At 63.9% G+C, this 25,073-nt stretch carries 24 protein-coding genes and 1 pseudogene; 22 read left to right on the top strand and 3 right to left on the bottom strand.

Going from position 1 to position 25,073, the window contains the following annotated elements; translation table 11 throughout:
• Positions 1–213, bottom strand: a pseudogene (locus KBT70_RS16700) (EamA family transporter); the annotation flags it as partial.
• A 254-nt stretch (positions 214–467) separates the two neighbouring features.
• On the opposite strand from KBT70_RS16700, the gene KBT70_RS16695 reads away from it, so the two are divergent.
• The 7 genes from KBT70_RS16695 (at position 468) to KBT70_RS16665 (ending at position 10,245) form a co-directional block, all read left to right on the top strand.
• On the top strand, positions 468–1,367 hold the full coding sequence (locus KBT70_RS16695; protein WP_296636696.1) for a hypothetical protein: 900 nt from the start codon (positions 468–470) through the stop codon (positions 1,365–1,367).
• A 158-nt stretch (positions 1,368–1,525) separates the two neighbouring features.
• Positions 1,526–2,332, top strand: a complete 807-nt coding sequence (locus KBT70_RS16690; RefSeq protein WP_296636691.1) for a hypothetical protein — start codon at positions 1,526–1,528, stop codon at positions 2,330–2,332.
• Between the two features lie 559 nt (positions 2,333–2,891).
• Positions 2,892–4,787 (top strand): multicopper oxidase domain-containing protein, encoded by a 1,896-nt coding sequence (locus KBT70_RS16685; protein ID WP_296636686.1) that lies wholly within the window; start codon positions 2,892–2,894, stop codon positions 4,785–4,787.
• Between the two features lie 45 nt (positions 4,788–4,832).
• Positions 4,833–5,621, top strand: a complete 789-nt coding sequence (locus KBT70_RS16680) for an SCO family protein (RefSeq protein WP_296636683.1) — start codon at positions 4,833–4,835, stop codon at positions 5,619–5,621.
• 52 nt (positions 5,622–5,673) lie between these two features.
• Positions 5,674–7,599 carry a hypothetical protein gene (locus KBT70_RS16675; protein WP_296636680.1) on the top strand — a complete coding sequence of 642 codons (1,926 nt, stop codon included), beginning with the start codon at positions 5,674–5,676 and terminating at the stop codon, positions 7,597–7,599.
• 88 nt (positions 7,600–7,687) lie between these two features.
• Complete coding sequence (locus KBT70_RS16670; RefSeq protein ID WP_296636678.1) at positions 7,688–8,557, top strand: SCO family protein; 870 nt, start codon at positions 7,688–7,690, stop codon at positions 8,555–8,557.
• Complete coding sequence (locus KBT70_RS16665) at positions 8,557–10,245, top strand: cytochrome c (protein WP_296636675.1); 1,689 nt, start codon at positions 8,557–8,559, stop codon at positions 10,243–10,245. Before KBT70_RS16670 ends, KBT70_RS16665 begins: the two co-directional genes overlap by 1 nt.
• 63 nt (positions 10,246–10,308) lie before the next feature.
• Here the strand turns inward: KBT70_RS16665 and KBT70_RS16660 are convergent, their stop codons facing one another.
• Positions 10,309–11,061, bottom strand: coding sequence for an A24 family peptidase (locus tag KBT70_RS16660; protein WP_296636672.1), 753 nt, complete (start codon positions 11,059–11,061; stop codon positions 10,309–10,311).
• Positions 11,062–11,175: 114 nt separating this feature from the next.
• Here KBT70_RS16660 and gspG point away from each other — a divergent pair, with 114 nt between their 5' ends.
• Genes gspG through KBT70_RS16620 form a run of 8 tightly spaced genes read left to right on the top strand, consistent with a single transcriptional unit; the run spans position 11,176 to position 16,481 of the window.
• Positions 11,176–11,631: a type II secretion system major pseudopilin GspG gene (gene gspG, locus KBT70_RS16655; protein WP_296636669.1), complete on the top strand. Its 456-nt coding sequence runs from the start codon at positions 11,176–11,178 to the stop codon at positions 11,629–11,631.
• Positions 11,619–12,107, top strand: a complete 489-nt coding sequence (locus KBT70_RS16650) for a GspH/FimT family pseudopilin (RefSeq protein WP_296636667.1) — start codon at positions 11,619–11,621, stop codon at positions 12,105–12,107. Before gspG ends, KBT70_RS16650 begins: the two co-directional genes overlap by 13 nt.
• Positions 12,108–12,118: 11 nt before the next feature.
• Positions 12,119–12,460 (top strand): hypothetical protein, encoded by a 342-nt coding sequence (locus KBT70_RS16645; RefSeq protein WP_296636662.1) that lies wholly within the window; start codon positions 12,119–12,121, stop codon positions 12,458–12,460.
• Positions 12,457–13,077, top strand: a complete 621-nt coding sequence (locus KBT70_RS16640; RefSeq protein ID WP_296636659.1) for a type II secretion system protein GspJ — start codon at positions 12,457–12,459, stop codon at positions 13,075–13,077. The genes KBT70_RS16645 and KBT70_RS16640 overlap by 4 nt, the downstream gene beginning before the upstream one ends.
• Complete coding sequence (gene gspK / locus KBT70_RS16635) at positions 13,074–14,009, top strand: type II secretion system minor pseudopilin GspK (protein WP_296636657.1); 936 nt, start codon at positions 13,074–13,076, stop codon at positions 14,007–14,009. Before KBT70_RS16640 ends, gspK begins: the two co-directional genes overlap by 4 nt.
• On the top strand, positions 14,006–15,208 hold the full coding sequence (gene gspL / locus KBT70_RS16630; RefSeq protein WP_296636655.1) for a type II secretion system protein GspL: 1,203 nt from the start codon (positions 14,006–14,008) through the stop codon (positions 15,206–15,208). The genes gspK and gspL overlap by 4 nt, the downstream gene beginning before the upstream one ends.
• Complete coding sequence (gene gspM / locus KBT70_RS16625) at positions 15,205–15,720, top strand: type II secretion system protein GspM (RefSeq protein ID WP_296636651.1); 516 nt, start codon at positions 15,205–15,207, stop codon at positions 15,718–15,720. Before gspL ends, gspM begins: the two co-directional genes overlap by 4 nt.
• Positions 15,717–16,481, top strand: a complete 765-nt coding sequence (locus KBT70_RS16620) for a hypothetical protein (protein WP_296636648.1) — start codon at positions 15,717–15,719, stop codon at positions 16,479–16,481. Before gspM ends, KBT70_RS16620 begins: the two co-directional genes overlap by 4 nt.
• A 2-nt stretch (positions 16,482–16,483) precedes the next feature.
• On the opposite strand, the gene KBT70_RS16615 is transcribed toward KBT70_RS16620, so the two are convergent.
• Positions 16,484–17,002 (bottom strand): tetratricopeptide repeat protein, encoded by a 519-nt coding sequence (locus tag KBT70_RS16615; RefSeq protein ID WP_296636646.1) that lies wholly within the window; start codon positions 17,000–17,002, stop codon positions 16,484–16,486.
• A gap of 256 nt (positions 17,003–17,258) precedes the next feature.
• Here KBT70_RS16615 and gspD point away from each other — a divergent pair, with 256 nt between their 5' ends.
• The 7 genes from gspD to modC all read left to right on the top strand — a co-directional run bounded on the left by gspD (position 17,259) and on the right by modC (position 24,925).
• On the top strand, positions 17,259–19,208 hold the full coding sequence (gspD, locus tag KBT70_RS16610; RefSeq protein WP_296636643.1) for a type II secretion system secretin GspD: 1,950 nt from the start codon (positions 17,259–17,261) through the stop codon (positions 19,206–19,208).
• Between the two features lie 3 nt (positions 19,209–19,211).
• Positions 19,212–20,666: a GspE/PulE family protein gene (locus tag KBT70_RS16605; protein WP_296636639.1), complete on the top strand. Its 1,455-nt coding sequence runs from the start codon at positions 19,212–19,214 to the stop codon at positions 20,664–20,666.
• On the top strand, positions 20,663–21,874 hold the full coding sequence (locus KBT70_RS16600) for a type II secretion system F family protein (protein WP_296636637.1): 1,212 nt from the start codon (positions 20,663–20,665) through the stop codon (positions 21,872–21,874). The genes KBT70_RS16605 and KBT70_RS16600 overlap by 4 nt, the downstream gene beginning before the upstream one ends.
• A gap of 56 nt (positions 21,875–21,930) precedes the next feature.
• Entirely contained in the window at positions 21,931–22,299 is a 369-nt protein-coding gene (locus KBT70_RS16595; RefSeq protein ID WP_296636633.1) for a winged helix-turn-helix domain-containing protein, read from the top strand.
• A gap of 125 nt (positions 22,300–22,424) precedes the next feature.
• Positions 22,425–23,141 carry a molybdate ABC transporter substrate-binding protein gene (gene modA / locus KBT70_RS16590; protein ID WP_296636702.1) on the top strand — a complete coding sequence of 239 codons (717 nt, stop codon included), beginning with the start codon at positions 22,425–22,427 and terminating at the stop codon, positions 23,139–23,141.
• Positions 23,142–23,144: 3 nt separating this feature from the next.
• On the top strand, positions 23,145–23,843 hold the full coding sequence (gene modB / locus KBT70_RS16585) for a molybdate ABC transporter permease subunit (protein WP_296636629.1): 699 nt from the start codon (positions 23,145–23,147) through the stop codon (positions 23,841–23,843).
• Positions 23,843–24,925 (top strand): molybdenum ABC transporter ATP-binding protein, encoded by a 1,083-nt coding sequence (gene modC, locus KBT70_RS16580; protein ID WP_296636698.1) that lies wholly within the window; start codon positions 23,843–23,845, stop codon positions 24,923–24,925. Before modB ends, modC begins: the two co-directional genes overlap by 1 nt.
• The last annotated feature ends 148 nt before the right edge of the window (positions 24,926–25,073 follow it).

Below are 25,073 nucleotides of genomic sequence, written 5' to 3'. Positions count from 1 at the left end.
CATCGGCACCATCGACATGAGCGAGCCAACAAACAGCAGGTTGCAATAGGTGATGACATTGCGCCCCATCACACGGTTTTGCGATCCGATATCCGCAAGCAGCGAGACAAGCGAATTCGACGAGGCATAGATCAGCACCGCCACCCAAGCGAGCGTGGCACCCATCATGACCTTCGAGGCATCTGGAACGATCTGCGTGCTGGCGTGGCTCATGGTATCCTCCCGAGTGTCCCTTCGAAACCTGTCCTTACCTTGCGCTGCAACTCTGACTTGCGCAACCAACGCCCGCGCACAGGCGGTCACATTCCCCTGAGAGCCGCGAAATATTGTTTCAAGGGCGGCACGCGCGTCACGCTTGCGTGGGAAACTGTGAAATTCGGCGTGATTTCGGTTGTAAATCGCGGCGCGGGGGGCAAGTTTGCGCGACACTGGGGCCCGTGCCCCCTGACCTTTGAGGGACCCTTGCCATGACCGCCCCCTCTGACACGCCCGCCCCCGGCTTTGTCACCATCTTTGATGATACCTATGATCAACCCGATTGCCGGGCCTATTTCCGCATGATGGACCGGCTGGGCTATCGCAACCAGCATCACGCGGTCGCGGCCTTTCGGGCGGGGCTGGCCGAGGTCATGCGCCTGCGTGGCCTTGATCAGGCGCGGATTGTCGATTTCGCCAGCAGCTATGGCATTGTCACAGCACTCTTGGCGCATGATCTCAGCCTTGCACAGGTCTTTGACCGCTATCGGCAGCCCGCATTCGACAATGCCAGCGCGGACGAGGTGATCGGCTGGGATCGTGACTGGCTGGCGGGGCTGCGCAGGGCCGCCCCCGCGCTGCATGTGACGGGCATTGACGTCATGCCCAATGCGGTCGCCTACGGGCGCGCGGTTGGTCTCTTTCAATCCGGCTATGTCGAGGATCTGGAACAGGCTCCACCCTCCCCGGAGCTTGCATCCGACCTCGCCCACTGTCACATGATCGTCGAATGTGGCTCTGTGGCGCAGCTCATGCCGCGCGCGCTCGACCGGCTGCTGGCCGCCTGCGGCCCGGTCAAGCCTTGGATCATGACCTCGCCCATCCGGGGCAATGAACGCCCCGAGGCGATGGAAGTGCTGCGCGCCCATGGTCTTGTGGTCGAGCGTCTGCCGATCCCGCCCTTTGTCCATCGCCGCTTTGAGGGGCCGCAGGAACAGGCCCGCGCCATCGCCAACGCCGAGGCCGCCGGACATGTGACCGAGGGGGTGGAAACCACGGGTCATTTCCACGCGCAAATTCTTTTGGCCCGCCCCCAGACCGAATGCACCAACCCCGCCGACTGGCCGCTGCCGCTTGACGTGCCGCCGATGACGGATGGCGATCCCGTATAAACCGTTGTCGGGCCAAGCGGCTGCGGCTATCATCCGCATGTTGCGCACAGCCCTTTTCTTGAGCCGCCCAAACCCTTTTCAGGATTGATCCGACATGCCCCGCCGTCCCGCTCCCGCCAGACCCCAGGCGCGCCACCCGGCGCGCAGGAGCTGAGACCGTGCGCGGATTGGGGGCTCTCACACTTGCCGCGTCGATCTTTTGCGGCTTTGGCGCGGGGCAAATCGGGCTGACCCTGCTCGCGCGGGGGGCTGTGCCGCCAGAGCCTGTGCAGATCACCGCCGCGCTTGCTGCGGTCGAGAGCGCCGCAGAGGCCCCTCTGCCCGAGGAGTGGCCAGCGGTCTTTGACCCCTATGTGCCCGACCCGCCCAAGGCCCCGGCCTTGGCCAAGAAGCTCGAGACATACCGCCTTGTCGGGCTGGTCGCGGGCGGCGAGAGTGGCTGGGCCATTCTCACCGCGTCCGATGGCGACAGTCTGGTGCGCGCGGGCGACCGGCTGATCGGCGGCGAAACCGTGTTGGAAATCGCCCCCGATGGGGTCTGGGTCGAGCGCGAGACAGAGCGTGTGCTGATCGCCTTCGAGGAAACGCCAGACGAGATGATGGCGCGGATGATGGTCAATGGTGCGGTTCAGGAAGATGAGGCCGAAATCCCGGCCAGCGCCCTAACCGGCAGCGATCTGCGCCGCGTTCTGGGCCGCGCGGGCAGCGTGCGGATGGTCACAGTCGGGAGCAACGCCTCCGAGGTCTTTCCCGAAATCCTCTGGGTGCGCGAGGGCCAGGTTTATGACCTGATCGGCCTGCGCCAGGGCGATCTGGTGCTGCGCGTGAATGGCTACTCTGTTTCCGATCCGGAAACGCTGGCGAATGCCAAACAGATCCTGTCCGAAACCGATGAATTCGCGGTCGAGATCATGCGTGGCGGTCAACGGCGCACCATTTCCGTGCGGATCACCGGTCGGGGCTAGGTGCAGTTTTTTGCGCCCCCCTCTTTAAATCCAAAATTCATAAACTATTTACCATCGGATAAAGCGTTTGTTTCAATTCGTGCCCCGTATATTGAAATAAAATAGCTATATATATCAGAGGCTTGAATTCTTCTTCTGCGTTGATTTGGTGCGCGAAGTAACATTACGGCCTTATCACGAAAATGTTATCATTGTTCCACACAAGATTTTGTGTTGAGGTAGTGAGGTCAGGCGCGTCATTTTGGCGCTCTTGACGGTACTACCAATGTCAATAAAGCGCCGTTTTGTGCGCTGAACGGGGAGCAATTGCTCTAAGCTATTTAACCAAAATACGCGGGTCACAGATCCGCACGGGCCACACATTACTCACCTCTACCGGCCTGTCATCCCACGCTAAACGAGTTCGCTCGAACCTTACATAAGGCGGCCAAACCGGTCGTTTACCTTTAGGGGCTATAGCCCTCCTTTCTCGCGGCATGTCTGGCGCGGGGTTGATTGCGTCATGTCTGGAGCGTGGCGCTGGTAATTTTCGCAAGCTTTTTCTGCTGGAGGACAAAGCATGAAACGAAGAGACGCATTAAAGCTCGGCCTAGGGGCTGCGGGCGCCACTGTGGCGGTTTCGCAGGCCGGAGCGGTCGAGATCGAGCAGTGGCCGGATAGTGCCGCGGAAGGATTGCCGCAAACCGGCCTTGTATTCCCCGACACCTTTGAGCCGAGCATCGTCACGCAGTCGAGCCCCGCGGTCGAGCCGTTCACGGCCCCGCTGAACATCATGCCGGTGGCAGAGCCCGTCAATCCCAACACCTACGATCCGCCGATCGAGCCCGAGCGCCATCAGCGCTTTGACGATTTCCCGCCGCAAAAGCATTACGAAGAAGTGATGACCGAATTCCGGTGGAAGTATCACTGGCAGCCCCCCTACGGCGACGGTACTCCGGGCGTTGTCGGCCGGGATGGCGATCCCGAAGTCGGGTCTTGGCACTGGGGCTTCAACGGCATCACGCCGGGTGAAACCTATCACGCCAGATACGGCGAGCCGGTCTTCCTGCGCCGCAACAACCTGCTGCCCACCGTGGGTGCTGGCAATGTGACCTTTGCGCTGCCCTCGCCGACCATCCACCTGCACAACGGCCATACCGCGTCCGAGTCGGACGGTATCCCGCAGGACTTCTTCAATCCCGGCGAATTCTGGGATCACCATTACGCCAACATCCCGGCCGGTTCGCCGTTCGAGTGGAATTACGACAACCCCGAGATCATGAATACCCTGTGGTATCACGATCACCGGCTCGATTTCACCGCGACCAACGTTTACGCGGGCTTCTCGGGTTTCTATCTCATCTTTGATGAGCGCGATTCCAACAACGAGCGCGATCGCAATCCACGCGCATTCCGTCTGCCCTCGGGCAAATATGACATTCCGCTGATCCTGCACGATGTCATGTTCCAGCCCAACGGTCAGGTGATCTGGGACTTCTTCACGCCCGATGGCGCGTCCCCGCATCCCGAAGCGCGTCCGGCACCTGTCGATGTCGGCAACTCGCAAGGCACGCCGGATACGTTCGACTCCAACCGCCTGCAATACACCACGCAGGGCATGACGGGCGACAAGATCACGGTCAACCGGATCATCCAGCCCTACCTCGATGTTGACCGGCGCAAGTATCGCTTCCGTTTCCTCAACGGCGGCCCGTCGCGTCTCTATCGTCTGGTGCTCAAGGTGGTTCCCAAGTCTGGCCGCGGCGAGCCCTACTTTGACGACTTCATCGTGCTGTCGAATGACGGCAACCTGCTCGAGGCCCCGCTGGTCGAACCCAAGATCGACCTCTGGATCGCCAACCGCTTTGACGTCATCATCGACTTCTCGAAGTACAAGGATGGCGACAAGGTCCAGGTCTTCAACGATCTGGAAATCCGTGGCGATGGCGCAGGTCCGACCGGCTTTACGCTGGAAGGCGAGAACATGATGCCTGTCCTGGAATTCCGTTGCAAAGGCAAGAAAAAGCCCGATCCGTCGCGCGTTCCTGCCACCATGCGCAAGCTTCCGGAAATCCGCATGTCCGAAGTCCGTCGCAAGCGCCTGTTCGTATTCGACTACGACAACGGCCTGTGGACGGTGAACGGCCGCCTGATGGACCCCAACCGTGTGGATGCCAAGATCGAGCAGGGTTCTGCCGAAATCTGGACCTTCCGCAACGAGGGCACAGCTTGGGCGCACCCGGTTCATACCCACTTCGAAGAGTTCCAGATTCTTGAGGTCAACGGTCGTCCGCCCAGTGCGGTAGAGCGTGCCCGCAAGGACGTGGTCTCGCTCGGGCCGGGTGACGAGGTGACATTCTTCAGCCGCTGGCGCGACTTCTTTGGCAAGCACGTGATGCACTGCCACAACGTCGTGCACGAAGACCACGCAATGATGATGCGCTGGGATATCGTGGAGCCGGGTCAGGGTGACTGAGCGGAAATCCTTCTAGGAATTCTCTGAAAAATGAGAGGAAAAGACATGACAAACAGACGTCAATTCTTGGCCGGTCTTCCGGTCGCGGCGGCTGCTGGGATGACCGCCGGGTTTTACACCACGCCGGGTAACTCCAAAGAGCGCGCCGATGAGGCACGCAAGGCCGCACTCGCGAAACTGCGCGAAACCAAGACAACCCTGCACCCCAACGAAATGCCGGTGCTCTGCAATCCGGTCAACAGCGGTGGGGTCATCAACTCTGCGGTGAACGATTCGTTCCCCAATGTGATGATGGTCAATCAGGACGGTCTCGGGATGTCCTTCTACGAGGGCTTCATCGAGAACAAGGTCGTGATGATGCACTTCATGAGCCTCAAGGACGAAGAGCATTTTCCGATCACCCGTCGTATGGTCGACGTGGTGGCAGAACTGGGCGACAAGGTCGGGCGCGATGTCTTCGTGTACTCGATCAGCCGCGATCCCGAGCATGATACCCCTGCACGCATGCAGGCCTATGCCTCGGAACTCGGTGCGCCCAAGGGCTGGCATTTCCTGACCGGGACGCCGCAGCATTGCGCCGACCTTGCCTTCCGGATGTATCGCATGAGTCATTCGACTCTGCCCGGCAAGCGCAAGGTGGACGTGGTGTTCTACGGCAATGGCAGCGCCGGTCTCTGGGGATCGTTCCCCTGGGATATCCGGGCCGACGATGCCGCCAACCGTGTCACCTGGGTCATGCCGCAGGCTGCGCCGAAAGTCGGCGAAAAGCTGCGACGGGCCGGTCCGCGCGTGTTCGATATGAAAGATACGCGCAACCACAACCGCGAAGTCTGATCCCGGGCCCCGGGAAACCGGGGCGCCAGAACAGTATTTTGAATCGGAGACAATGAAAATGTTTCGTAAATCCATAAGATTGGCCGCGGTGATGGCATTGCCCGCCTCAGCCATGGTTGGGGGGGCGCCCGCTTGGGCCCAGACACCCTTCGACCTTAACATGTTCTGCAACGTGTCGGGACATGCCAACGGCGGTCAACAGCCGCGTGTGCCGTTCGAGACGCGCACGACTGTTGGCAACACGACCACGCTCTTGACGGCAGATGGCTACTCGGTGTTCCCCGAGGGTGACAGCTTTGGTCCCAATCCGACCAACCTGCTGCCGACCATCTACGAGAATGCCAAGACGTGCCGGGGTGCTGAAATCCCCAACACCCTGCCCTCGACACCGGACAACCCCTACAATCTGCACGACGATCCGGTGACACGCGAAATCGACAAGACCTCGCCGACCGATGACCTTGACTGGATCATGGATCAGATCGAGGCGATGTCGGAACCGCACGAAATGTGCCGGACCTTCCGGGGCAATCGGCATTGCTACGAATATCCGCGCCGGGTCAATCCCGCGACCCTGCGCACCTTGGCGCGCCGGGCCGTTGACATCATCGAAGGCAACGAGCTTCAGGGTCGTTTCAGCGAACGGGAATACGAAGGTTTCCCCTTGCTGCACTACCTCGGTGGCATCAAGACCAAAGCAGTCGATCCTGTGACCAAGTCGGTCACGGTCAACCAGATCTGGTACGACAGCCATATCGAAGCCGACGCAAACTATATCGACCCGATCGCTGTGACGGATGAGGAATGGACGATCCACTATGTGATCAAGATCCTTAACCGTGGCCACGAAGACTTTGCACCCTACGCAATGTTCTTCGATGACTGGACAGAGTTCGACTTCACCGACCTTGGCGGGCCGGACATGACCGCTGGCGGCACCGCGTTCCCGCGCGTTCCCAACATCGGCATGGACCAGACCTTCTTCCCGATGCAAGAAGGCCTTGAGTATACGCTCAACATGAAGATGCCCCCGGCACGCTTCTGGAACCTCAGCTACCACTGGGGCTGGCGTCAGCACCCGCCTCGGGTTCAGGTGGTCGAGAACATGCGCGTTCCGCTGCGGAACGGCGCATTGCGCAACAGCGCAGAGATTGGCGTGTTCGGTGAAAACCCGCTCGCCAGCGAAGAGGCCAAACTTGCCGCAATCGGCATGATCGGCGACACTGCCCCGGCCAAGCGCATGTGGCAGATGTTCCGTGAAATGGGCGGCATGACGATCAACCGGACCAACAAGCACTTTGGTGGCGGTCTGAATGGCTCGATCATCCAGGCACAGATGCACCTGATCCGTCAGGCCTTCTATGACTGGAAGAACCGCAACCAACTGCCGACCGGTTATGAAATGGCTGCGGATGCCGATGTCACCGTTCTGTTCCTCAACAACACCATCTATGGCCAGTTGAAGGATCACGATGGCACCTCCCAAGTGAAGATGACCAATGGACCCTGGAACAAGCGCGGCGACAAGGTCAACATTCAGCTTCTGAATGGCGACTACTTCGTCCATGCTTACGTTCTGGTGGACTTCGGCGGTCTGCGTGGCTGGGAAAATACCTTCCACAACACCCTGCCCAGCGGCGGTGCCGGACCTCTCTTCACCTTCGGCCGGAACTACTTCTGGATCCACGTTGCAGGGGGCGGACCGATCCCTGTCCCGCCGGCAACCCGTCCAGCAGGCGCGCCCAAGACACCTGTCAATGATACGATCTGGCAGGTTTCCAATGGCAACGGTGTGGGTCGCGGCAACTCCGAGTTCGCTTGGGGCGGCATGCAGCAGGAAATGAACGAGTATGTGAACGTCGACGGCATCGGGGAACACCACGTTGAAGTTACCTTCAGCTACGAACCTTCTGCCCGTCTTCGGATGTATCAGTTCGACGCGTTGCACCATGATGTCGCCGTGTGGTCCATCCACTAAGCGATTGATCTGAAAAAGGTTCCGGCGGCATCCCAGCCGCCGGTGCCTCTCTCATTTTGAGACATTACTTTCTCGACGGAGACTTGAAATGAACGAGATCAAAGCTGCCCTTCGTATCGCGCCCGCCTGTGCCCTCAGTCTGGCGCTTTTGGCATTCGCATCCCCCGCCTCGGCCGATCATTCCGGCCACACCAAAACCGAAGACCATAGCCAAGGCCATGATCACAGCGCGACCGAGAGTGCCGATCACACCGGTCATTCGGCGGATCACAGCGCCGCCAAGACCGACGATCATAGCAATCATTCGGCGGATCAGACCACGCAGGCCGAGGGCCATGAGGCCCATGCCGCAGGTCACGGCGATCACGCCGCCGACAGCCACCGCATGCCCGACCATCTCGGTATGGACGACCAGAATACCCTTGGCATCGCAATGAGCCCGGACGGCTTTCAATACAAGCGCAGTCTGCAAGACTATCCGGTGCCCGACGTCACACTTCGCAATCAATTCGCCCAGAAGGTGAGCTTTGTGGACGTGATGGATTTCGACGGCCCGGTGCTGCTCAATTTCATCTTCACCAGTTGCGCCACCATCTGCCCAGTGATGAGCGCCACATTTGGCCAGACCCAAGAGGATCTCGTTGCCATCGACGAGAATTATCGCATGGTCTCGATCTCGATTGACCCCGAATACGACACGCCCGCGCGCCTGCGGGAATATGCAGAACTGCATGGTGCGCGCGACAATTGGGTCATGCTGACTGGCCAGTTCGATGACATCTTCACCGTCGTGCGCGCCTTTGATGCGATCTACAAGGGTGACAACAAGATGTATCACCGCCCGCTCACCTTCCTGCGCGCGAACAAGGACGCCCCATGGCTCCGGCTCGAAGGTCTGCTTGGGTCCGAAGAACTCGCAGAGGAATACAGCAAAATGCTGCATCCCGAGGTGAATTGATGTCCGCTCCTCTTCTTCGCCACGCCCTGCGCCGCATCGGCCTTGCTCTGGCTCTCGTTTCCGTGCCCCTCTGGGCCGGGGCGGGACAGGCGGGTGATGCCGAACTCGGTCGCAAACTCTATTGGGAGGGGATCGGGGCCGATGGTCAACTGATCAACGGTGTGACACAAGGCGACGTGAAGGTCTCAGGCGCGCAATTCTCCTGCGTCAACTGCCACCGCCCCAGCGGGTTTGGCACCTCCGAGGGCGGCAATTACGTGCCGCCGATCATCGGCTCGGTGCTGTTCGAGAAAAAGACACCAAACCGCAACCGCATGTTCAAGGACCTCTATCAAGAGGTGCAGCCCCCCGGTTTCTGGGCGCGGGTGCGCGCGCCGCGTATGCGCCCGGCCTATGACGACGAATTGCTCACGCGCGCACTCAAGGACGGGGTGGACGCGGGCGGGCATGTGTTCGACCCGATCATGCCGCGCTACGACCTCACCCCGCAGGACGTGGCCAATCTTTCGGCCTTCCTCAAGACACTGTCGGTCGAGATTGATCCCGGCGTGACCGAGCGCGAGGTCCATCTTGCGACCATCATCGACCCCGGTGCCGACCCGGCAGCCGCCGATGCCATGATCCGCACGCTCGAGCTGTTTTTCGAGTGGATGAACAAGGATACCGAAGGCGATACCCGCAATCCGACCTTCTCGCCCAACTACCGCTCCAACTTCATCTCTGCCTATCGCTATTGGAAGCTGCACGTCTGGCGGCTCGAAGGTGCGCCCGAGACATGGCGCGCCCAGCTCGAGGCGAAATATGCCGAACAGCCGGTGTTCGCCACCGTCAGCGGTCTGGTCGAGGGGCCTTGGGATGAAATCGGCGCGTTCTGCGACGCCAAACGCCTGCCCTGCATCTTCCCCAACGCCGAATTGCCCACGCCCGGCGAGGGGCGCTATGGCTATTCGGTTTTCTTCAACCGTGGCCTCTCGCTCGAGGCCGAAGCCTTGGCGCTCTACCTCGGTGATCAGGACACGGCCCCGACCCACGTCGTCCAACTACACGGTACCGGACCGCAGGGCACCCGCCCGGCCACGTCCTTTGCAACCACGATGGGGATGGTCCTGCCCGACACGCATGTGGAAACCCTGTCTTACGACGACGCGGATGGCCTGCGCACGGCCCTTGCCACCGCAGACCCTGACACGACCCTCGTGATCTGGCCACAGGATGTGGACGAGGCGGTGGCCGTGCTGGCCGCCAATCCGCCTGCTGCGACGCGCTTTTTCCTGCCATCAGCGGCCAAGGAGCCCGCGCTTGCGGCCTTCTCACCGGCGCTTGTCGAACAGGCCCGTCTTGTCTGGCCTTATGACGAGCCGGGCTCTTACCATCCGAACAAATACCGCATCCGCGGCTGGATGCACACGCGGCGGCTCGAGGTCACGCACCCGCGCATCCAGTTGCAAACCTACTATGCACTGACCATGATTCAGTTCGGTCTCATGCATGCGATTAATGATTTCTACCGTGATTATGTGCTAGAAATCATCGAACATGAGGCTGAGAACGAATTGAACCCCGGCACGCATCCGGAACTCGGTCTTGGACCGGGACAGCGCTTCGCCTCCAAGGGGGCCTTCATCGCCGAATTGGCCCCGGAAGAGCGTGTTGGCTATCGTGTCGTCAGTGAGTGGATCGTACCCTAGGTTTTGAGTAATGGGCCAAAGGGTGCGTAGTGGGCGGTGGGGAAACCTGCCGCCCACGCTTTTTCAGATCAGCGGCCAGAGCCAGACCAGCCCCGCCGCCCCGGCCAGATAGGCCCCAAAGGCAATCGCCAGATCGCCGTCTGGCCGATTGCCGCGCCGCAGCGCCATCGCCCCGGCCACCCCCATGGCCAGCACCGCCGCCACCAGCGTCACCATCGGCAGCGCCGTCAACCCGAGGCCCGCGCCAATCCCCGCCATCAGCTTGACATCGCCCAGCCCCAGCCCCTCGCGCCCGCGCAACATCCGATACCCGATCCGCAGCGCCAGAAACGCCCCCGCCCCGACCGCCGCCCCAAGCAGCGCGCCCCAGAGATCGCGGCTCGGATCTTCCCACGCCAGCAGCATGCCCGTCAGAAAGAGCGGCCCGGTCAGCCCGTCCGGCAGCCGAAAGGCGGCCAGATCACACAGAACCAGCCCCATCAAGAGCCAGAGCCAGAGCGCCCCCAACCCCATGTGCAAGGGCGATTGCGCGACCCAGACCGCCAGCACCGCCAGCGCCATGCCCCCCACTTCGGCGTAAAACACCCGCTTGGGGATGGCCGCGCCGCAGCCCCGGCATTTCCCCCCCAGCCACAGCCAGGATACGACCGGCACCATGTCGCGCGCCCCGATCTGCACACCGCAGGACCGACAGCGCGATCTTGGCCCCACGATGCTCTCGCCGCGCGGCAACCGATCCGCCCAGGCCGCCAGAAACGATCCCATCGCCGCCCCCGTCAGGATCAGGAAAAACGCAAGAGGGGCAGTTGCGGGCATAGGACGTCCAATGCGGGAAAAACGGGGCAGGGGCCACGGCAGCGATTGTCAGAGTGTTGCGCGTGCTCTATGATTCACGCTGTAGTCTATACGCATTTACGGACAGATTTTACCATGCAAATCAATGTGTCACGCCGCTGGTCCCACAGGGCTGCCGATGCCGGTTTCTCGCTGCTTGAACTGATGGTCGTGGTGGTCATCATGTCCATTCTGGCGCTGGTCGTCATGCCGCGCATCATCGACCGCCCGGATCAGGCCCGCGCCGCGCGCGTGCAATCGGATCTCGCCGTTCTGGCGGGGGCGGTCAAGCTCTACAAGCTCGACAATTTCCGCTATCCGAGCACCGAACAGGGGCTGCGCGCGCTGGTCGAGGCCCCGACCGCAGCACCCGTCCCCCCCAATTACGCCGCCAACGGCTATATCGACCGCCTGCCACAGGACCCGTGGGGCAACGAATACCAATACCTGCAACCGGGCGTGCATGACGAGTTTGACATCTTCACCCTCGGGGCGGATGGGGTCGCAGGGGGCACCGGCCCCGATGCGGACATAGGGTCATGGGGCGAATAACCACCGATCCCGAGGCTGGCTTTACCCTTCTCGAAATGGTCGTGGTCGTGGCCGTGATTGCCGTGCTCTCGGTCACGGCGACCTTTTCCATCACCGACCGGAGCAGGGGCGAAGGCGATGTGATCCGCTTTGCCGCCGCCTACGACCGCTTGCGCGATGCCGCTATCCTGAGTGCGGCCCCGCAGGGCATCATCCTTGTCCCCGGGGGCTGGCAGGTGCTCGTGCCACCCGCACCCGGTGCCGCCGAGGACGGATGGCAACCTCTTGGCCGAGAACAGAAATTCCGTGGCGAAGCGCGTTTTGAGGGACCCGAGGGCGCGATCCTGCCGCGCGAATTGCCGCGCGCCCCGCGTCCTGACATCACCTTTCTGCCCGACGGTCAGGTCAGCCCTTTCGAGGTCACATTCATCGGCAATGACACGCTCAATCGCTGCCGCTCAACCGGGCTTCTCGGTCTCGACTGCGAGGCGACATGAGAGACCGGGGCGTGACCCTTCTGGAACTGGTGATCGCGGTCTTCGTGCTCTCTCTTGGCACCATCGCCGCGCTGCGCAGCGCCGATCAGGCTGGCCGCGCCTTGGGCGGCGAGGCGTCGCGCGTCATGGCGCTTGAGGTGGCGCTGAACCGGGCCGAGGAATACCGCTTTCTCGGGGCGCGTCAGGCCGCGACCCTGCCGCGCAGCGTCACTTTCGGACCCCATCAGTGGCAGCTTGAGATCACCGAGGCCACGACCCGCGCCGGCTTTACCGAGGCCACGATCCTTGTCCGCGCCCCCGATCAGCCCGGCGCACGGCTGGTGGTCATCGCCCAAACCGAGGTGGTGCGATGACCCGCACCGCCACAGCAGACCGGGGTCTGACGCTGCTTGAACTGGTGGCGGTGCTGGCGATCTTTGCGCTTGTGGCGGTCATGGGGCTTCAGGCGCTCAGCGGCATGATGCGCGCCCGCGACCGTCTGACCGATGCCGATGAACAGGCGGCGGCCTTGGCACGTGGCCTCACCCTTCTGCGTGAGGATCTCAAATCCGCCGCTGCGCTCCCCTTCTGGCCGCCGGGTGCCCTTGATCCGGACGCGGCCTTTCTCGACCGCACCGGCCCTGCGGGCTGGTTCGCCCTCTCGACTGCCGGGCGTGCCGTGCTGCCCGAGGTGCAGGCGGCAGGACAGGCGCGTGTAATCTGGCGCCACGACCGCGACGCCGACCGCCTCACGCGTCAGGTCTGGCCGGTGCTGCGCCCGGCGTCTGATCTGGCCCAAAGCCCGGAAATCACCGTGTTCGAACGCGTCGCGGGCCTGCGCCTGCGCGCCTATGCCGGAACCGAAGAAGGCTGGGTCACGGATTGGGGCGTGCCCAATCTCGTGCCACGCCCCGCGCTGCCCAAGGCAATAGAAATAGAAATAGAATCAATCGCCTACGGCCCGCTGCGCATCGTGGTGGCCTATCCATGACCCATCGCCCGCCTCAGGATCGCGGTGTCGCGCTGCTCAATGCGCTGCTTCTGGTGGCCGCGATTTCGGCCGTGGCCGCCGGTCTTATGCTGCGCGCCGAAACCAGCCGCACCCGCGTCGAACATCTGCAAATCAGCCAGCAGGCGGCGCTGCATCTCGATGCCGCCGAATGGCTGATCGACCCGGTGCTGCGCGGCGATTGGGAACGCGATCAGAATATTGATCATCTGCTCGAAGGCTGGTCGCTGGCCGGGTTCGAGGCCGATATCGACCGCGCCCTGATGACCGGCACCATCACCGACCTGCAAGGGCGCTACAATATCAACAGCCTGAGCGACCCTGCCGACCTCAACGCGGTGCAATCCTTTGACCGGCTCTTGACCAGCCTTGGCCTACCGCTCACGCTTGGCCGCGACATCGCCGGGTTCATTCAGGCACGCGGCCCGGCCCAGACCGCCGAATATGCCAGCCGCCCGCTGCCCATTCTGCCTGCGGGCGCCCCGCTCGACCGGATCGAGGAGTTGCGCCTCGTCAACGGCATGACCGCCGAGGCCTATGCCCGCCTCTTGCCCTATGTGGCGGCGCTGCCCCCCGGTGGCGGCCTCAACGTCAACACCACCTCGCCCGAGGTTCTGGGGGCGATGCTGCCCGGTACCAACCCCGCCGGGATCGCGCTGCTGATCGCCGAACGTGGTACCGTCCCCTTTGCCGACACGGCCGATTTCACGACCCGCGCCGAGGCCATTCTGCATCCGCGTGTGATCACGCAATCCTTGGCCCCGGATGGCGGCTTTGTCACGGCCTCGGACTGGTTCGAGGCGCGCTTTGACGTATTGCTTGACGGGCGCATCCAAAGCCGCATCCTGACGGTCGAACGCTCCACGCTGACCGGGGCCGTCACCCTCAGACATCGCCGGACCGTCACCCCATGAGCCTGACCCTCACCCGAAAATCGCGCGGCACGACAGCGCCCTTGCCGGTCCATGACCTGACCGGCGATACGCCGCCGCCGCGCGTGCCCTTTGTGGCCTCTGTGCCGGGGATGGCCGCGCCGCTGGTGCCGCTCGATCTGCCGCCGACGCTCAAGGGACAGACGCGCGACCGCGTGGCCCGCCGCCAGTTGCGCGATGCTTATGGCGGCACCGAAGCGGGGCTTGATATTCGCCCGGCGCGGCTTGGGGTGGCCCCTGACCAATGGACGCGCCTCTTGCTGACCGATGCGGGCGACCGGCGCGATTGGCTGCGCGCGCTCGGGGCCTTTGCCCCGCTCTGCCGCGCGATGCTTCCGGATTACCTCTGTCTGCCCGCCGCCCCCGATCTCTGGGTGATCGAGACAACCGAGACCGCCGTCATTGCCCGCCTTGGCCCCGAAGATGGCTTTGCCGCCGAGCCGGATCTGGCGCTGGCCCTGCTGCAAGAGGCCGCGCGCAATGGTGGCCCCCGCGCCATCCTGCGCCAAGGCCCGGCGCAGCCTGCGATTGATGCGTTGCTCGCGGCGCTAAACCTGCCGATCTGCACCGATCCCGCCGACCTTGCCGCGCATGGCGTGGCCGCGCCCACCCGCTTTGCCCATAACGAACTCGCCCTCGACCTTGCCCGCGATCCCGGTGCCGAGCGCGCCGAAATGCGTCGCACCCTCAGCCGCCTGCGCCTGCCCCTTGCACTGGCGGTGCTTGGTCTCACCGGCTGGATCACCGCCACGATGATCGAAACCCGCGCGCTCAATGCGCAGGGCCTGGCCTATCGGCTGAATGCCGAACGCATCCTGCGTCAGGTGATGATCCCCACCGGCCCAATTCTCGACATCCGCAGTCAGGTCGCACAGGTCATGGACAGCGCCCGCAACGCCAACTCTGATGTCGAGACCGAGGCGCGCCCGCTCGACGTGCTGCGCCGCGCCGGGGGGGTGATGGCCAATCACGAAACCACCATCACGCGGGTCAGCTACCAGCCCGGCGCAGGGCTGGTGATCGACCTGCAAATCAGCGATTTCGCGGCGCTCGATGCGCTCGTCAGCGACCTGCGCACCGCGGGCACCGAGGCGCGCGTCGCTCAATCCATCACCCGCGAGAGCACCGGCGTCGAGGCGGTGCTGGCCATGGCCGTGACCGAAGGCGGAGACAACCGATGAGCGCCCTCATGGACCGTTTCACCAGCTTTTTGCTGGGGCTGAGCCGCCGCGAACGCTGGCTGGTGGCGCTCTTGGCGCTGATCGCGCTGCCGATTGGCGCGATCTATGGCATTGCCCTGCCCCTGGCCGAATCCCGCGAGGCCGCCCGCGCCGCCGTGGCCGAGGCGCGCGCGACCGAGCTGTGGGTTGCCGATCAGGCGGTGCAATTCGCCACCCTTGCGCGGGATGCAGGCAAGCAGCCCCAAGTGGCGCGCGCCACCACCCCCATCGGCATCAGCGGGATCGAGGCCAGCTTGCGCGATGCCGGTCTGCGCGACGCAGCCACCGAATTGGCCAACGCCGCCGATGGCGGTATTTCCCTACGCTTTGATGCGGTGCGCTTTACCCAATTGGCCGAATGGCTGACCGCGCAGAATGACATCTGGGGCTATGATCTGGCGGGCTTCACCTTTGAACGCGGCGCGCGCACCGATGTGGTGGCCGCCGACCTGCGTCTGGTGCCGCTGCAATGAAACGTCTGCTCCTGATCCTTGTCGGCCTCCTGCTTGGCCTTGCCCTCGCCGCGCTCAGCGAGGGGCGGCTGACCCATCTGCGCAGCGCGGCACCGGGGCTGGTGCCCGACTGGCTCGCCGGGGCAGAGGATACGTCTTCGCTCTGGCGTGGTCAGCGGCGCGGGTTGCAACCGCCACCTTGGCCGGTTGCGGGCGACGTGGCTTGGCGCTTTGACCAGATCGAGGGGCTGGGCGGGCGCTGGTCCGTCACGCTCTCCGCTCCGGGGCTGTCGGGGCAGGGCATGCTGAGCCTGCCACTCGCGCTTGATCGCGCTGATCTGCGCGAGGCAGGGCTCGAAATCCTGCTGGCCGATTGGCCCGCGCTCATCGACGGCTGGCCTCTGGGGGGGCTCGTGCGGGTCGAGGGGTTGCGCGCCGATCTCAGCCTGCCCGAGCGTCGCCTAACCCGGCTCGATGCCACGCTCGAGTGGTCCGGCGCGCGGCTTGCGGGCGTGGATATCGGCACGGCCGAGGCGGTGCTGACCTCGGACGCGGGCACATGGCGCGCACCCTTTGCGCTCACCGGCGATGTGATCCGCGCCAGCGGCACGCTCTCGGGGCGGTTCGGCGATCCCATGGCGCAGCTTGACCTGCGCATCGACCCCGTGGGCGAGGTGCCGGAGGATTGGCAACGCGCCTTGGATCAGTCCGGGCAATCGGTGGACGAAGGCTGGCAGATCACCCGCGACATCGACCTTGGCGCAGACTGGCCCCTGTTCTGACTCTATCCACCCAAACGCTTGAGATCACGGGCAATATCGGCCCGACGGCTGACCATGGCCCCCAGCGGATCAAGGCTCGCGTCAATCGCCAGCATCTCCTTGAGCGCGGCATCGGCTGCGCGCAGCTTGGCCACCGTCGCCGCCCCTGTGCGCCCCGCCCCCAAATCCGCCAGCGCGCTTTCGTGCTGCGCCGTGCCACTGACCGCCAGCGCCGCCGCGCGGTCGCTGCCCTTGGTGCTTGCCGCGAGCGCACTCGCCACCTGCGCCGCCTCGTCATATCGGCTCGCCCGCAAGAGGGCATGCGAATATTCCAGCCGCAGACGCGGCTCGAGCGGCCCCGCCGTCTGGATCAAGGCCCCATAGCTGCGAATGGCACTGTCGTAATTGCCCTGCTCCAACGCCTTGCGCGCAGAGCTGTATTTGCGCTGAAAATCCGCACCCTCGCTGATCACGCCCGGCTCACATGCCGCAAGCGACATGAGAACTGCCAGACAAAGCAAAGGCTTGTTTAAAATCGGCATCTTGTTTTATGCTCCTGCCCTTATGGCGACGAACCTATCACGCCCGACCGCGCCCGAGCCATGAAAATTCCGTGACCTGCCCAAAAAAACACGGCGCGGGACATTCCTGCGTCAACCCGTCTTTCCAATGGAAACGACACATCAAATCGGGTAGGCTTATGCCAGAGACCCAAGCCGCCGGTCAGAGCGGTGCGCGGTCCGAGGCAGTCATGAAAAGGCAGGAGATATCACCAAATGATGTTCCTGAATTATACACATGCAATTTGTTAAACGTCTTGCCCTTGTGGCGCTGCTGTCCTTCGCGTGGCCCGGCCTGTCGACGGCGCAGGTTTCGCTTGATCTGCGCGATGCCAGCCTGCGCGATTTCGTCCAGATCGTTGCGCAATCCACGGGGCGCAATTTCATCCTTGATGAACGGGTGCAAGGCACCGTGACCGTGGTCGCGCCCAATCAGGTGACGCCCTCCGCCATCTACGAGATTTTCCTCAACGTCCTCGAACTCAACCGCCTGACCATCGTCGAAGGTGCTGAAACCGACCGGATCGTGCCCATCGACCTTGCCCGCGAATTGGCACCGGGCGATGCGCGCGCGCGGCTGGGTGGCGATTTCGAGACACGGGTGATCCCCGTGCGCAACAGCGCCGTTGATGAGGTGGCAGAGGTGATCCGCCCCCTTTTGCCCGCCGAGGCGGTGCTTTCGACCGTGCCGGAATCCGGTCTCATGATCCTGTCGGACCGTCGCGAGAATTTCCAGCGCATCGTCCAGCTTGTCGACCGGCTCGACACGCCCAGCCGCAATTCGATTGAAACCATCCCCCTTCGCAATGGCAAGGCCGCCGAGATGCTGAGCGTGATCACCGCCCTTGCCATCACGCCGCAGGGCTCCAGCCTGTCGGCCGATCCGCGTTCCAACGCCCTCATCGTGTCGGGCACGCCCGAATTCCGCGACCGCGTGCGCGAAGTGGTGTCGGAACTCGACAAACCGCAGCGCAGCATTTCCACCGAGGTGGTGCATCTCAACTATGCCAACGCCGCCGATCTGGCCGATGTGATCCGTCAGAGTTTCGGCGCCCCCGAGGCCCCCGCCGATGGGACCGCCCCTGCGTCTGCCGCGCCGGGCGGTATCACCATTGTCGCCGAAGAGCAGCAGAACGCGCTCATCATCACCGCGCCCACCGACCGGATCGAGTCGATCACCGGGGCGGTGCGCGGGCTCGATCAACGTCCCGACCAGGTGCTGATCGAGGCAGTGATTTTCGAGCTGACGGTTGCGAGTTTTTCCGATCTTTCCTTTCAATTCGGTGGTGTGATCGACGGGGCCACCGTGGGCGGGGTCGAATTTGCCCTTCAGGGCCGCCCCACCCTCACCAGCCTTGTGAGCGCGGTTCTTGCGGGCAACCCGCCTCGAGGCGGTGGCACCGGCGGTAGCATCGCGGCCTTTGACAAGAGCGGCATCGGCGGCTTTCTCGCGGCCCTTGCCTCCAAAAGCTCGACAAAACTGCTCTCGACCCCCTCTATTCTCACGCTCAACAACCGTGAGGCGGAAATCGTCGTAGCGCAAAATGTGCCCTTTGTGACGGGCAGTTTCTCCACCGTAGGCACCACCACCACGCCCAACCAGCCGTTCCAGACCATCGAACGTCAGGACGTTGGCTTGACCCTCACGGTCACGCCGCAGATCACCCGCGACAAGACCGTTCGTCTGGAAATCAATCAAGAGGTGTCCAACCTCACCAACTCCGTCTCGGAGCAAGGAGGCGAGATCACCTCGAAGCGCGAACTCTCAACCAATGTGCTGGTGCGCGACGGGCATGTGATCATGCTGGGCGGGCTCTTGGAAAACGGCTCCGGCTCGGTCAATCAGCGCGTGCCGGGGCTCAGCGAACTGCCGCTTCTGGGGCGACTTTTCAAGGGGCGCTCGGTCAACGAAAACCAGCGTATCCTCTTGGTCATGCTGCGCCCGCGCATCCTCTCGAGCGATGACGAGGCGCGCGAACTGACCAAGAATCTGGCGCGCGAAGCCAAGCGCGCCGCGGAATTTATCGCCCCCGTGGACGATGGCACCTACCCGCGTGTGCCGGACTCCAGCTTTCCGTTTGATGGCGTGAATATCAACCAACCTTTCGACGCCGATTTCATCGACAAAGCGGCGCAAACCCGGCGCTTTCCTCCCTTGCCCTCGGCCCTCAAATTCGCGGACAGATAGACCATGACCGCGCCGCTTTTGCCCTTTACCTTAGCGCGCGATCAACAGGTTCTGATCGAAGGGGCGCGGCTCTTGATCGGCCCCGGTGCCACGGCCCTCGGCCTGCGCGAGGCGCGCCGCCGTGCGGGTGCGCCGCTCGAGACAGCGCCGCTCTCGGCCGAGGCGTTTCAGGCCCGGCTTGCCGTGCTCTATCAGGACGGCACCAGTTCCGAGACCGGCACCGACGATCTCGCCTTTGATCTCGAAGAGGGATCAGGCGGCGGGCGTGGCCCGCGCGACTTGCTGGAAGACGGCGAAGAAGCGCCGGTCATCCAGCTAGTGAACCAGCTCTTGCGCCGCGCCGTGCGCGCCGGGGCCTCTGACCTCCATGTCGAACCGCATGAAACTGGGTTGCGCGCGCGGATGCGCGTGGACGGCATGTTGCAATCGGTGCTCGACCGGAATGATTTGCCGGTGCGCCGCGTGGTGTCGCGCCTCAAGGTCATGGCAGGCTTGGATATTTCCGAAACCCGGCTGCCGCAGGATGGCCATATCTCGCTGCGCTTGGGCGGGCGTGCCATCGACGTGCGTGTCTCGACCCTGCCCGGAAACTATGGCGAACGGGTCGTGATGCGGGTGCTTGACCGCTCTGCCGGCCTCATGCCGCTTGATCAGCTTGGCCTGCGCGCCGATCAAATCGAGGTGCTCGAGCGAATGGCGGCGCGGCCCAATGGCATCATCCTCGCCACCGGCCCCACCGGCTCGGGCAAGACGACGACGCTTTATTCCCTCCTGCAACTCGCCAATGACGAGATCCGCAATATCCTCACCGCCGAGGACCCGATCGAATACGATCTGCCCGGCATCAGCCAGAGCCAGATCAACGCCGAAATCGGCATGACCTTTGCCGCCGGCCTGCGCGCCGCCCTGCGCCAAGACCCCGACATCATCCTCGTGGGCGAAATCCGCGATCAGGAAACCGCCAGTGTCGCGGCTCAGGCCTCGCTCACCGGGCACTTGGTGTTCTCCTCGCTGCACGCCAATGGCTCTGTCGGTGCGGTGGTGCGCCTGCGCGATCTGGGGCTGGATGATTTCCTCATCGCCGCCACCCTGCGCGGCGTCATCGCCCAACGCCTCTTGCGTCAGCTTTGCACCACCTGCCGCCGCGCGGCCCCGCCCACCCCCGAAGAGGCCGCGCATTTTGCAACCGCAGGCATGGCCATCCCCGAAATGGTGCATCACCCCGTTGGCTGCTCCACCTGCAACGGCACCGGCTATGCGGGGCGCGTCGGCGTGTTTGAGATCCTCGAAGTGTCCGAAACCCTGCGCGCCGCCATCGACAAGGGTCAGTCGGAAATGGAGATGAAGCGTGTCGCGCTCGCCCCCGATCAGACCCTCTTTGGCCAATCCCTGCATCAGGTCTCGGTCGGCAGAACCAGCCTCGCCGAGGCGTTGCGCGTGGTGGGCGACGCGCTGTGAGGGCCTTTGCCTACACAGCCTTCAACGCTGAAGGTCAGCGCAAACGCGGCACCCTCGTGGCCGAGAGCGAGGCACAGGCCGCCGACATCCTGCGCGGTCAGGGTCTCTTTGCCGAGGATATCATCGCCAAGCGTCAGGGCGGCGGGCTGACTCTTGCGCGCGGGCGACGCACCCGGCTCAATGCCGATATGCGCGCGGTCTTTACCCGGCAAATGGCGGTGCTCCTGTCCTCGGACCTCTCCGCCGAAATGGCGCTCGAAACCATCCGCGCCTCCGGCACCTCGCCGGTGATCGAGGCGGCAGCGGCCGAGGCCAAGGCAGCCTTGATGGACGGCCAGCCGCTTTCGGTCTCGCTCGACAAGGCCAACGCGGGCTTTCCCCGCTTTTACATCGCGGCGGTGCGCGCGGGCGAAACCTCGGGCGATGTGGCGGCGGTGTTCGAAGGGCTGGCCGAATATCTCGAAACCGTCGGTGCCGACCGCGCGCAACTGGCCACCGCCTTGATCTACCCGGCCTTTGTGGCCGCCGTGTCGCTCTTGGTCTGCGGCATCCTGATGGTCAACGTGGCCCCCGAGATTGCCGCGATGTTCGCGGTCTCTGGCCGCGAATTGCCCCCGCTCACCCAAGTCGTCATGGCCATCAGCGACTGGATTCAGGCGCATTGGATTGCCCTCGCCATCGGCATCGCCGCCAGCATCACCGGCCTTGTCTTTGCCCTGCGCGTGCCGTCCGTGCGCGACCGTTGGCATGGCATTGCCCTCTCGCTGCCGGTCATTGGCCGCCTCCTGCGCCTCTCGGCCGCGGCGCAATACCTGCGCACGCTGGCGCTGGTGATCTCCAGCCGCCAGACCGTCGTCGATGCCGTGACCTCTGCCAGCGACGTGCTGGTGATCCGCCGTTTCCGCGCCGAAGCGCTCGATCTGGCCGAGGCGGTGCGTTCGGGCGAGAGCCTCAGTCAGGGTCTCACCCGCATGAGCCTCATCCCCCCCGTCTGCCGCCAACTCATTGACGCAGGAGAGAAATCCGCCCGTCTTGGCCGCATGACCGAACGCGCGGCGGTGCTGGTGGAAACCTGGCTCACCAACGAGCGCAAGCGCGTCTCGGCCCTGATCGACCCGCTTTTGATGATGATCGTGGGCGCGCTCGTGCTGGTGATCGTGCTCGCCATCCTCTTGCCGATCTTCGATCTTCAGGCCTCTGTCGGCTGATTTTTTGGCCTTCGATATATCTTGCGTGACCGAACGCCTCTTGGCATAACCGGGCCATGACACAGCCCACCGCCCCCAGCCTCCGGATTCGCATCGTCTTTGGCGAAGACGCGATGCTGGGTCCCGGCAAGGCCGATCTCTTGGAACGCATCCGCGACACAGGCTCTATCGCCGCCGCCGGGCGCAGCATGTCCATGAGCTATAAACGCGCGTGGATGCTGGTGGAATCGATGAACGCCGCCTTCCGCGAGCCCTTGGTCGAATCAAACCGGGGTGGGGCCAAGGGGGGCGGCGCCTCTCTGACCGACACCGGCGCCGAGGTGCTGGCCAATTACCGCAAGCTCGAGGATATCATGGCCGAGGCAGGGGCGGCGCGGATCAGCGCGATCCAGTCCCTGCTCAGGGATATTCCCGATGGAAGATAACGCTTGCCTCTGATCCCCCGCCTTGCGATATGTTTTCTGAACCATATCAAAACCGGGAGACTGGCGTGACCCAATCGCACCCTTTGCAGATCGCCGCCGCCTGCGCGCTTGGCCTTGGCCTTCTGATGCCCGGCACAGCCCGCGCCGAAACCATCACCGTTTTCGCCGCTGCCAGCCTCACCACCGCATTGGCCGAGATCGAGACAGGGTTCGAGGCGGCCAGCGGCCATGACCTCGTGATCGCCCTTTCAGGCTCCTCCTCTCTCGCCCGCCAGATTCAGCAGGGCGCACCCGCCGATATCTTCATCTCGGCCAGCCCCGATTGGATGGACGTCCTCGCGGCGGACGGTCTGATCGAACCGGACGCGCGCTTTGACCTCTTGGGCAACAGCCTCGTTCTGGTGGCCCATGGCGATGCCCCGCCCATCGAAATCGGCCCCGATCTCGATCTGTTGGCACTTCTGGGCGACGGGCGGCTGGCCATGGCGCTGGTCGAAAGCGTGCCCGCTGGCGTTTATGGCAAAGCCGCGCTGGAGACCCTTGGGCTATGGGAGGCGGTCGCGCCACAGGTCGCGCAGGCCGACAATGTGCGTGGAGCACTCGCCTTTGTCGCTGTTGGTGAGGCACCGCTTGGCATCGTCTACGCCACCGATGCGGTCGCCGAAGAGCGCGTGACCATCCTCGGCACCTTCCCCGAAGACAGCCACCCCCCCATCGTCTACCCGGTTGCAGACCTTGCCAACCGCGACACTCCCGCCGAGGCAGAGTTTCTCGCCTATCTGCGCGGACCGCAGGCGCGCGCCGCCTTCGAGCGGCAGGGCTTTACCGTGTTGGCACACTAGCGCATGACCGATTGGCTCAGCCCTGCGGAATGGGATGCGGTGCGCCTGTCCTTGCGGGTGGCCTTTTGGGCGACGCTGATCAATCTGCCGGTTGGCATCGCTCTGGCCTACGCGCTTGCACGCGGCCGCTTTCCGGGCCGGGGTCTCTTGAACGTGGCGGTGCATCTGCCGCTCATCATGCCGCCGGTGGTCACGGGATACCTGCTCTTGCTGGGCTTTGGCGCGCGCGGCCCTATCGGTGGCTTTTTCGAGAGCACCTTTGGTCTCAGCTTTGCCTTCCGATGGACGGGCGCGGCATTGGCCGCCGGTGTCATGGCGCTGCCCTTCATGGTGCGCGCCGTGCGCCTGTCGATCGAGGCGGTTGATCCAAGGCTAGAACAGGCGGCGGCCACGCTGGGGGCATCGCGCCTCTGGGTGTTCCTGACCGTGACCTTTCCCCTGATCATTCCGGGGATTCTCGCAGGCACCGTGCTGACCTTTGCCAAGGGTATGGGGGAATTCGGCGCAACCATCACCTTTGTCTCGAATATTCCGGGGCAGACCCAGACCATTCCGCTGGCCATCGACCTGCTTCTCGATACGCCGGGGGGCGAGGGGCGGGTGGCCCGCCTCGCAGGGCTGTCGATTGCGCTGGCAGCATTGGCGTTGGCCCTGTCAGAATGGCTCTCACGGCGGGTTGCGGCCCGCGTTGGGGGGCAATGATGCTCGATGTATCGCTGCGTCACAGGCTTGGGGCCTTCACCCTCGATGCGCAGTTTCGCGCCCCGCCCGGCGTGACCGTGCTCTTTGGCCGCTCTGGCTCTGGCAAGACCAGCATCGTCAACGCCGTGGCAGGGCTTTTGATGCCCGACGAAGGCCGCATTATGTCGGGCGAGCGGGTGCTACTCGATACCGCCGCCGGGGTCCGCCTCAAACCGCATCGCCGTCGTTTGGGCTATATCTTTCAGGAGGGGCGGCTTTTCCCGCATCTCACCGTGCGCCAGAACCTCGGCTATGGCGCGTGGTTCGCCCCCAAGGGCGCCGTGCGCGAGGATATGGGGCGCGTGGTCGATCTCTTGGGCCTTGGCGCGATTCTGGATCGGCGTCCCGCTGCCCTCTCTGGCGGGGAAAAGCAGCGCGTTGCCATTGGTCGCGCGCTCCTCTCTGCGCCGCAGCTTATCCTCGCCGATGAACCACTTGCCGCTCTTGACGAGGCGCGCAAGGCGGAAATCCTGCCCTATTTCGAGCGTCTTCGCGATGCCGTCAGCGTGCCCATCCTCTATGTCAGCCATTCCGCCTCTGAGGTCGCGCGTCTGGCCACCACGGTCGTTGCGCTCGAGGCGGGGCGCGTGATCGCACAGGGCCCCGCCGCCGAGGTGCTGGGCAATCCCGCCGTCCTGCCCACCGGCGCACGCGAGGCGGGGGCCGTGCTCCGCGCGCAGGTCATCGCCCATCACGCCGACGGGCTGTCAGAGCTGTCGGCGGGCGGCATCCCCCTCTTTTTGCCGCGCGTCGCGGCCCACCCCGGTGCCAGCCTGCGCATCCGCATCGCCGCCCATGACGTGATCCTGTCGCGCACCCGGCCTGAAGGCCTCTCGGCGCTCAACATCCTGCCCGGCACGATCCACGAAATCCGCCCCGGTGGCGGCCCCGGTGCCATCGTGGCGCTTGATACCGACGCAGGCCGCATTCTGTCCCGCGTTACGCGCCGCTCCGCTACGGCCATGGGTCTTGCGGTCGGTCAAGAGGTGCATGCCGTGGTCAAGGCCGTCGCGGTCGCCACAACCGATATCGGCGCGTCCTGAGGCTGTTGGCATCACCCCGTCGCGCGATTCGGGGGAAAGATCATCGAGAGCGGCCCGACGCGCGGGGCCTCTTCGCCAAATGCGATCTCGCCTTCGATGTGGCGCAGGTGGTGATCCACCCTCTCCTGCGCGCCCGCCTCATCCCGGT

This window comes from Roseovarius sp., assembly GCF_018066915.1.
GTDB lineage: Bacteria > Pseudomonadota > Alphaproteobacteria > Rhodobacterales > Rhodobacteraceae > Roseovarius.
This window is presented reverse-complemented; position numbering and strand designations above follow the sequence as displayed.

Coding starts and splice junctions, on each gene's coding strand:
- gspK (WP_296636657.1), top strand. CDS start 13,074: ATGACCCATCGCCCGCCTCAGGATCGCGGTGTCGCGCTGCTCAATGCG.
- gspM (WP_296636651.1), top strand. CDS start 15,205: ATGAGCGCCCTCATGGACCGTTTCACCAGCTTTTTGCTGGGGCTGAGC.
- KBT70_RS16670 (WP_296636678.1), top strand. CDS start 7,688: ATGAACGAGATCAAAGCTGCCCTTCGTATCGCGCCCGCCTGTGCCCTC.
- modC (WP_296636698.1), top strand. CDS start 23,843: ATGCTCGATGTATCGCTGCGTCACAGGCTTGGGGCCTTCACCCTCGAT.
- KBT70_RS16680 (WP_296636683.1), top strand. CDS start 4,833: ATGACAAACAGACGTCAATTCTTGGCCGGTCTTCCGGTCGCGGCGGCT.
- KBT70_RS16615 (WP_296636646.1), bottom strand. CDS start 17,002: ATGCCGATTTTAAACAAGCCTTTGCTTTGTCTGGCAGTTCTCATGTCG.
- modB (WP_296636629.1), top strand. CDS start 23,145: ATGACCGATTGGCTCAGCCCTGCGGAATGGGATGCGGTGCGCCTGTCC.
- KBT70_RS16675 (WP_296636680.1), top strand. CDS start 5,674: ATGAAAATGTTTCGTAAATCCATAAGATTGGCCGCGGTGATGGCATTG.
- KBT70_RS16605 (WP_296636639.1), top strand. CDS start 19,212: ATGACCGCGCCGCTTTTGCCCTTTACCTTAGCGCGCGATCAACAGGTT.
- gspG (WP_296636669.1), top strand. CDS start 11,176: ATGCAAATCAATGTGTCACGCCGCTGGTCCCACAGGGCTGCCGATGCC.
- modA (WP_296636702.1), top strand. CDS start 22,425: ATGCCCGGCACAGCCCGCGCCGAAACCATCACCGTTTTCGCCGCTGCC.
- KBT70_RS16695 (WP_296636696.1), top strand. CDS start 468: ATGACCGCCCCCTCTGACACGCCCGCCCCCGGCTTTGTCACCATCTTT.
- KBT70_RS16620 (WP_296636648.1), top strand. CDS start 15,717: ATGAAACGTCTGCTCCTGATCCTTGTCGGCCTCCTGCTTGGCCTTGCC.
- KBT70_RS16595 (WP_296636633.1), top strand. CDS start 21,931: ATGACACAGCCCACCGCCCCCAGCCTCCGGATTCGCATCGTCTTTGGC.
- KBT70_RS16640 (WP_296636659.1), top strand. CDS start 12,457: ATGACCCGCACCGCCACAGCAGACCGGGGTCTGACGCTGCTTGAACTG.
- KBT70_RS16650 (WP_296636667.1), top strand. CDS start 11,619: ATGGGGCGAATAACCACCGATCCCGAGGCTGGCTTTACCCTTCTCGAA.
- KBT70_RS16660 (WP_296636672.1), bottom strand. CDS start 11,061: ATGCCCGCAACTGCCCCTCTTGCGTTTTTCCTGATCCTGACGGGGGCG.
- KBT70_RS16665 (WP_296636675.1), top strand. CDS start 8,557: ATGTCCGCTCCTCTTCTTCGCCACGCCCTGCGCCGCATCGGCCTTGCT.
- gspD (WP_296636643.1), top strand. CDS start 17,259: ATGCAATTTGTTAAACGTCTTGCCCTTGTGGCGCTGCTGTCCTTCGCG.
- gspL (WP_296636655.1), top strand. CDS start 14,006: ATGAGCCTGACCCTCACCCGAAAATCGCGCGGCACGACAGCGCCCTTG.
- KBT70_RS16685 (WP_296636686.1), top strand. CDS start 2,892: ATGAAACGAAGAGACGCATTAAAGCTCGGCCTAGGGGCTGCGGGCGCC.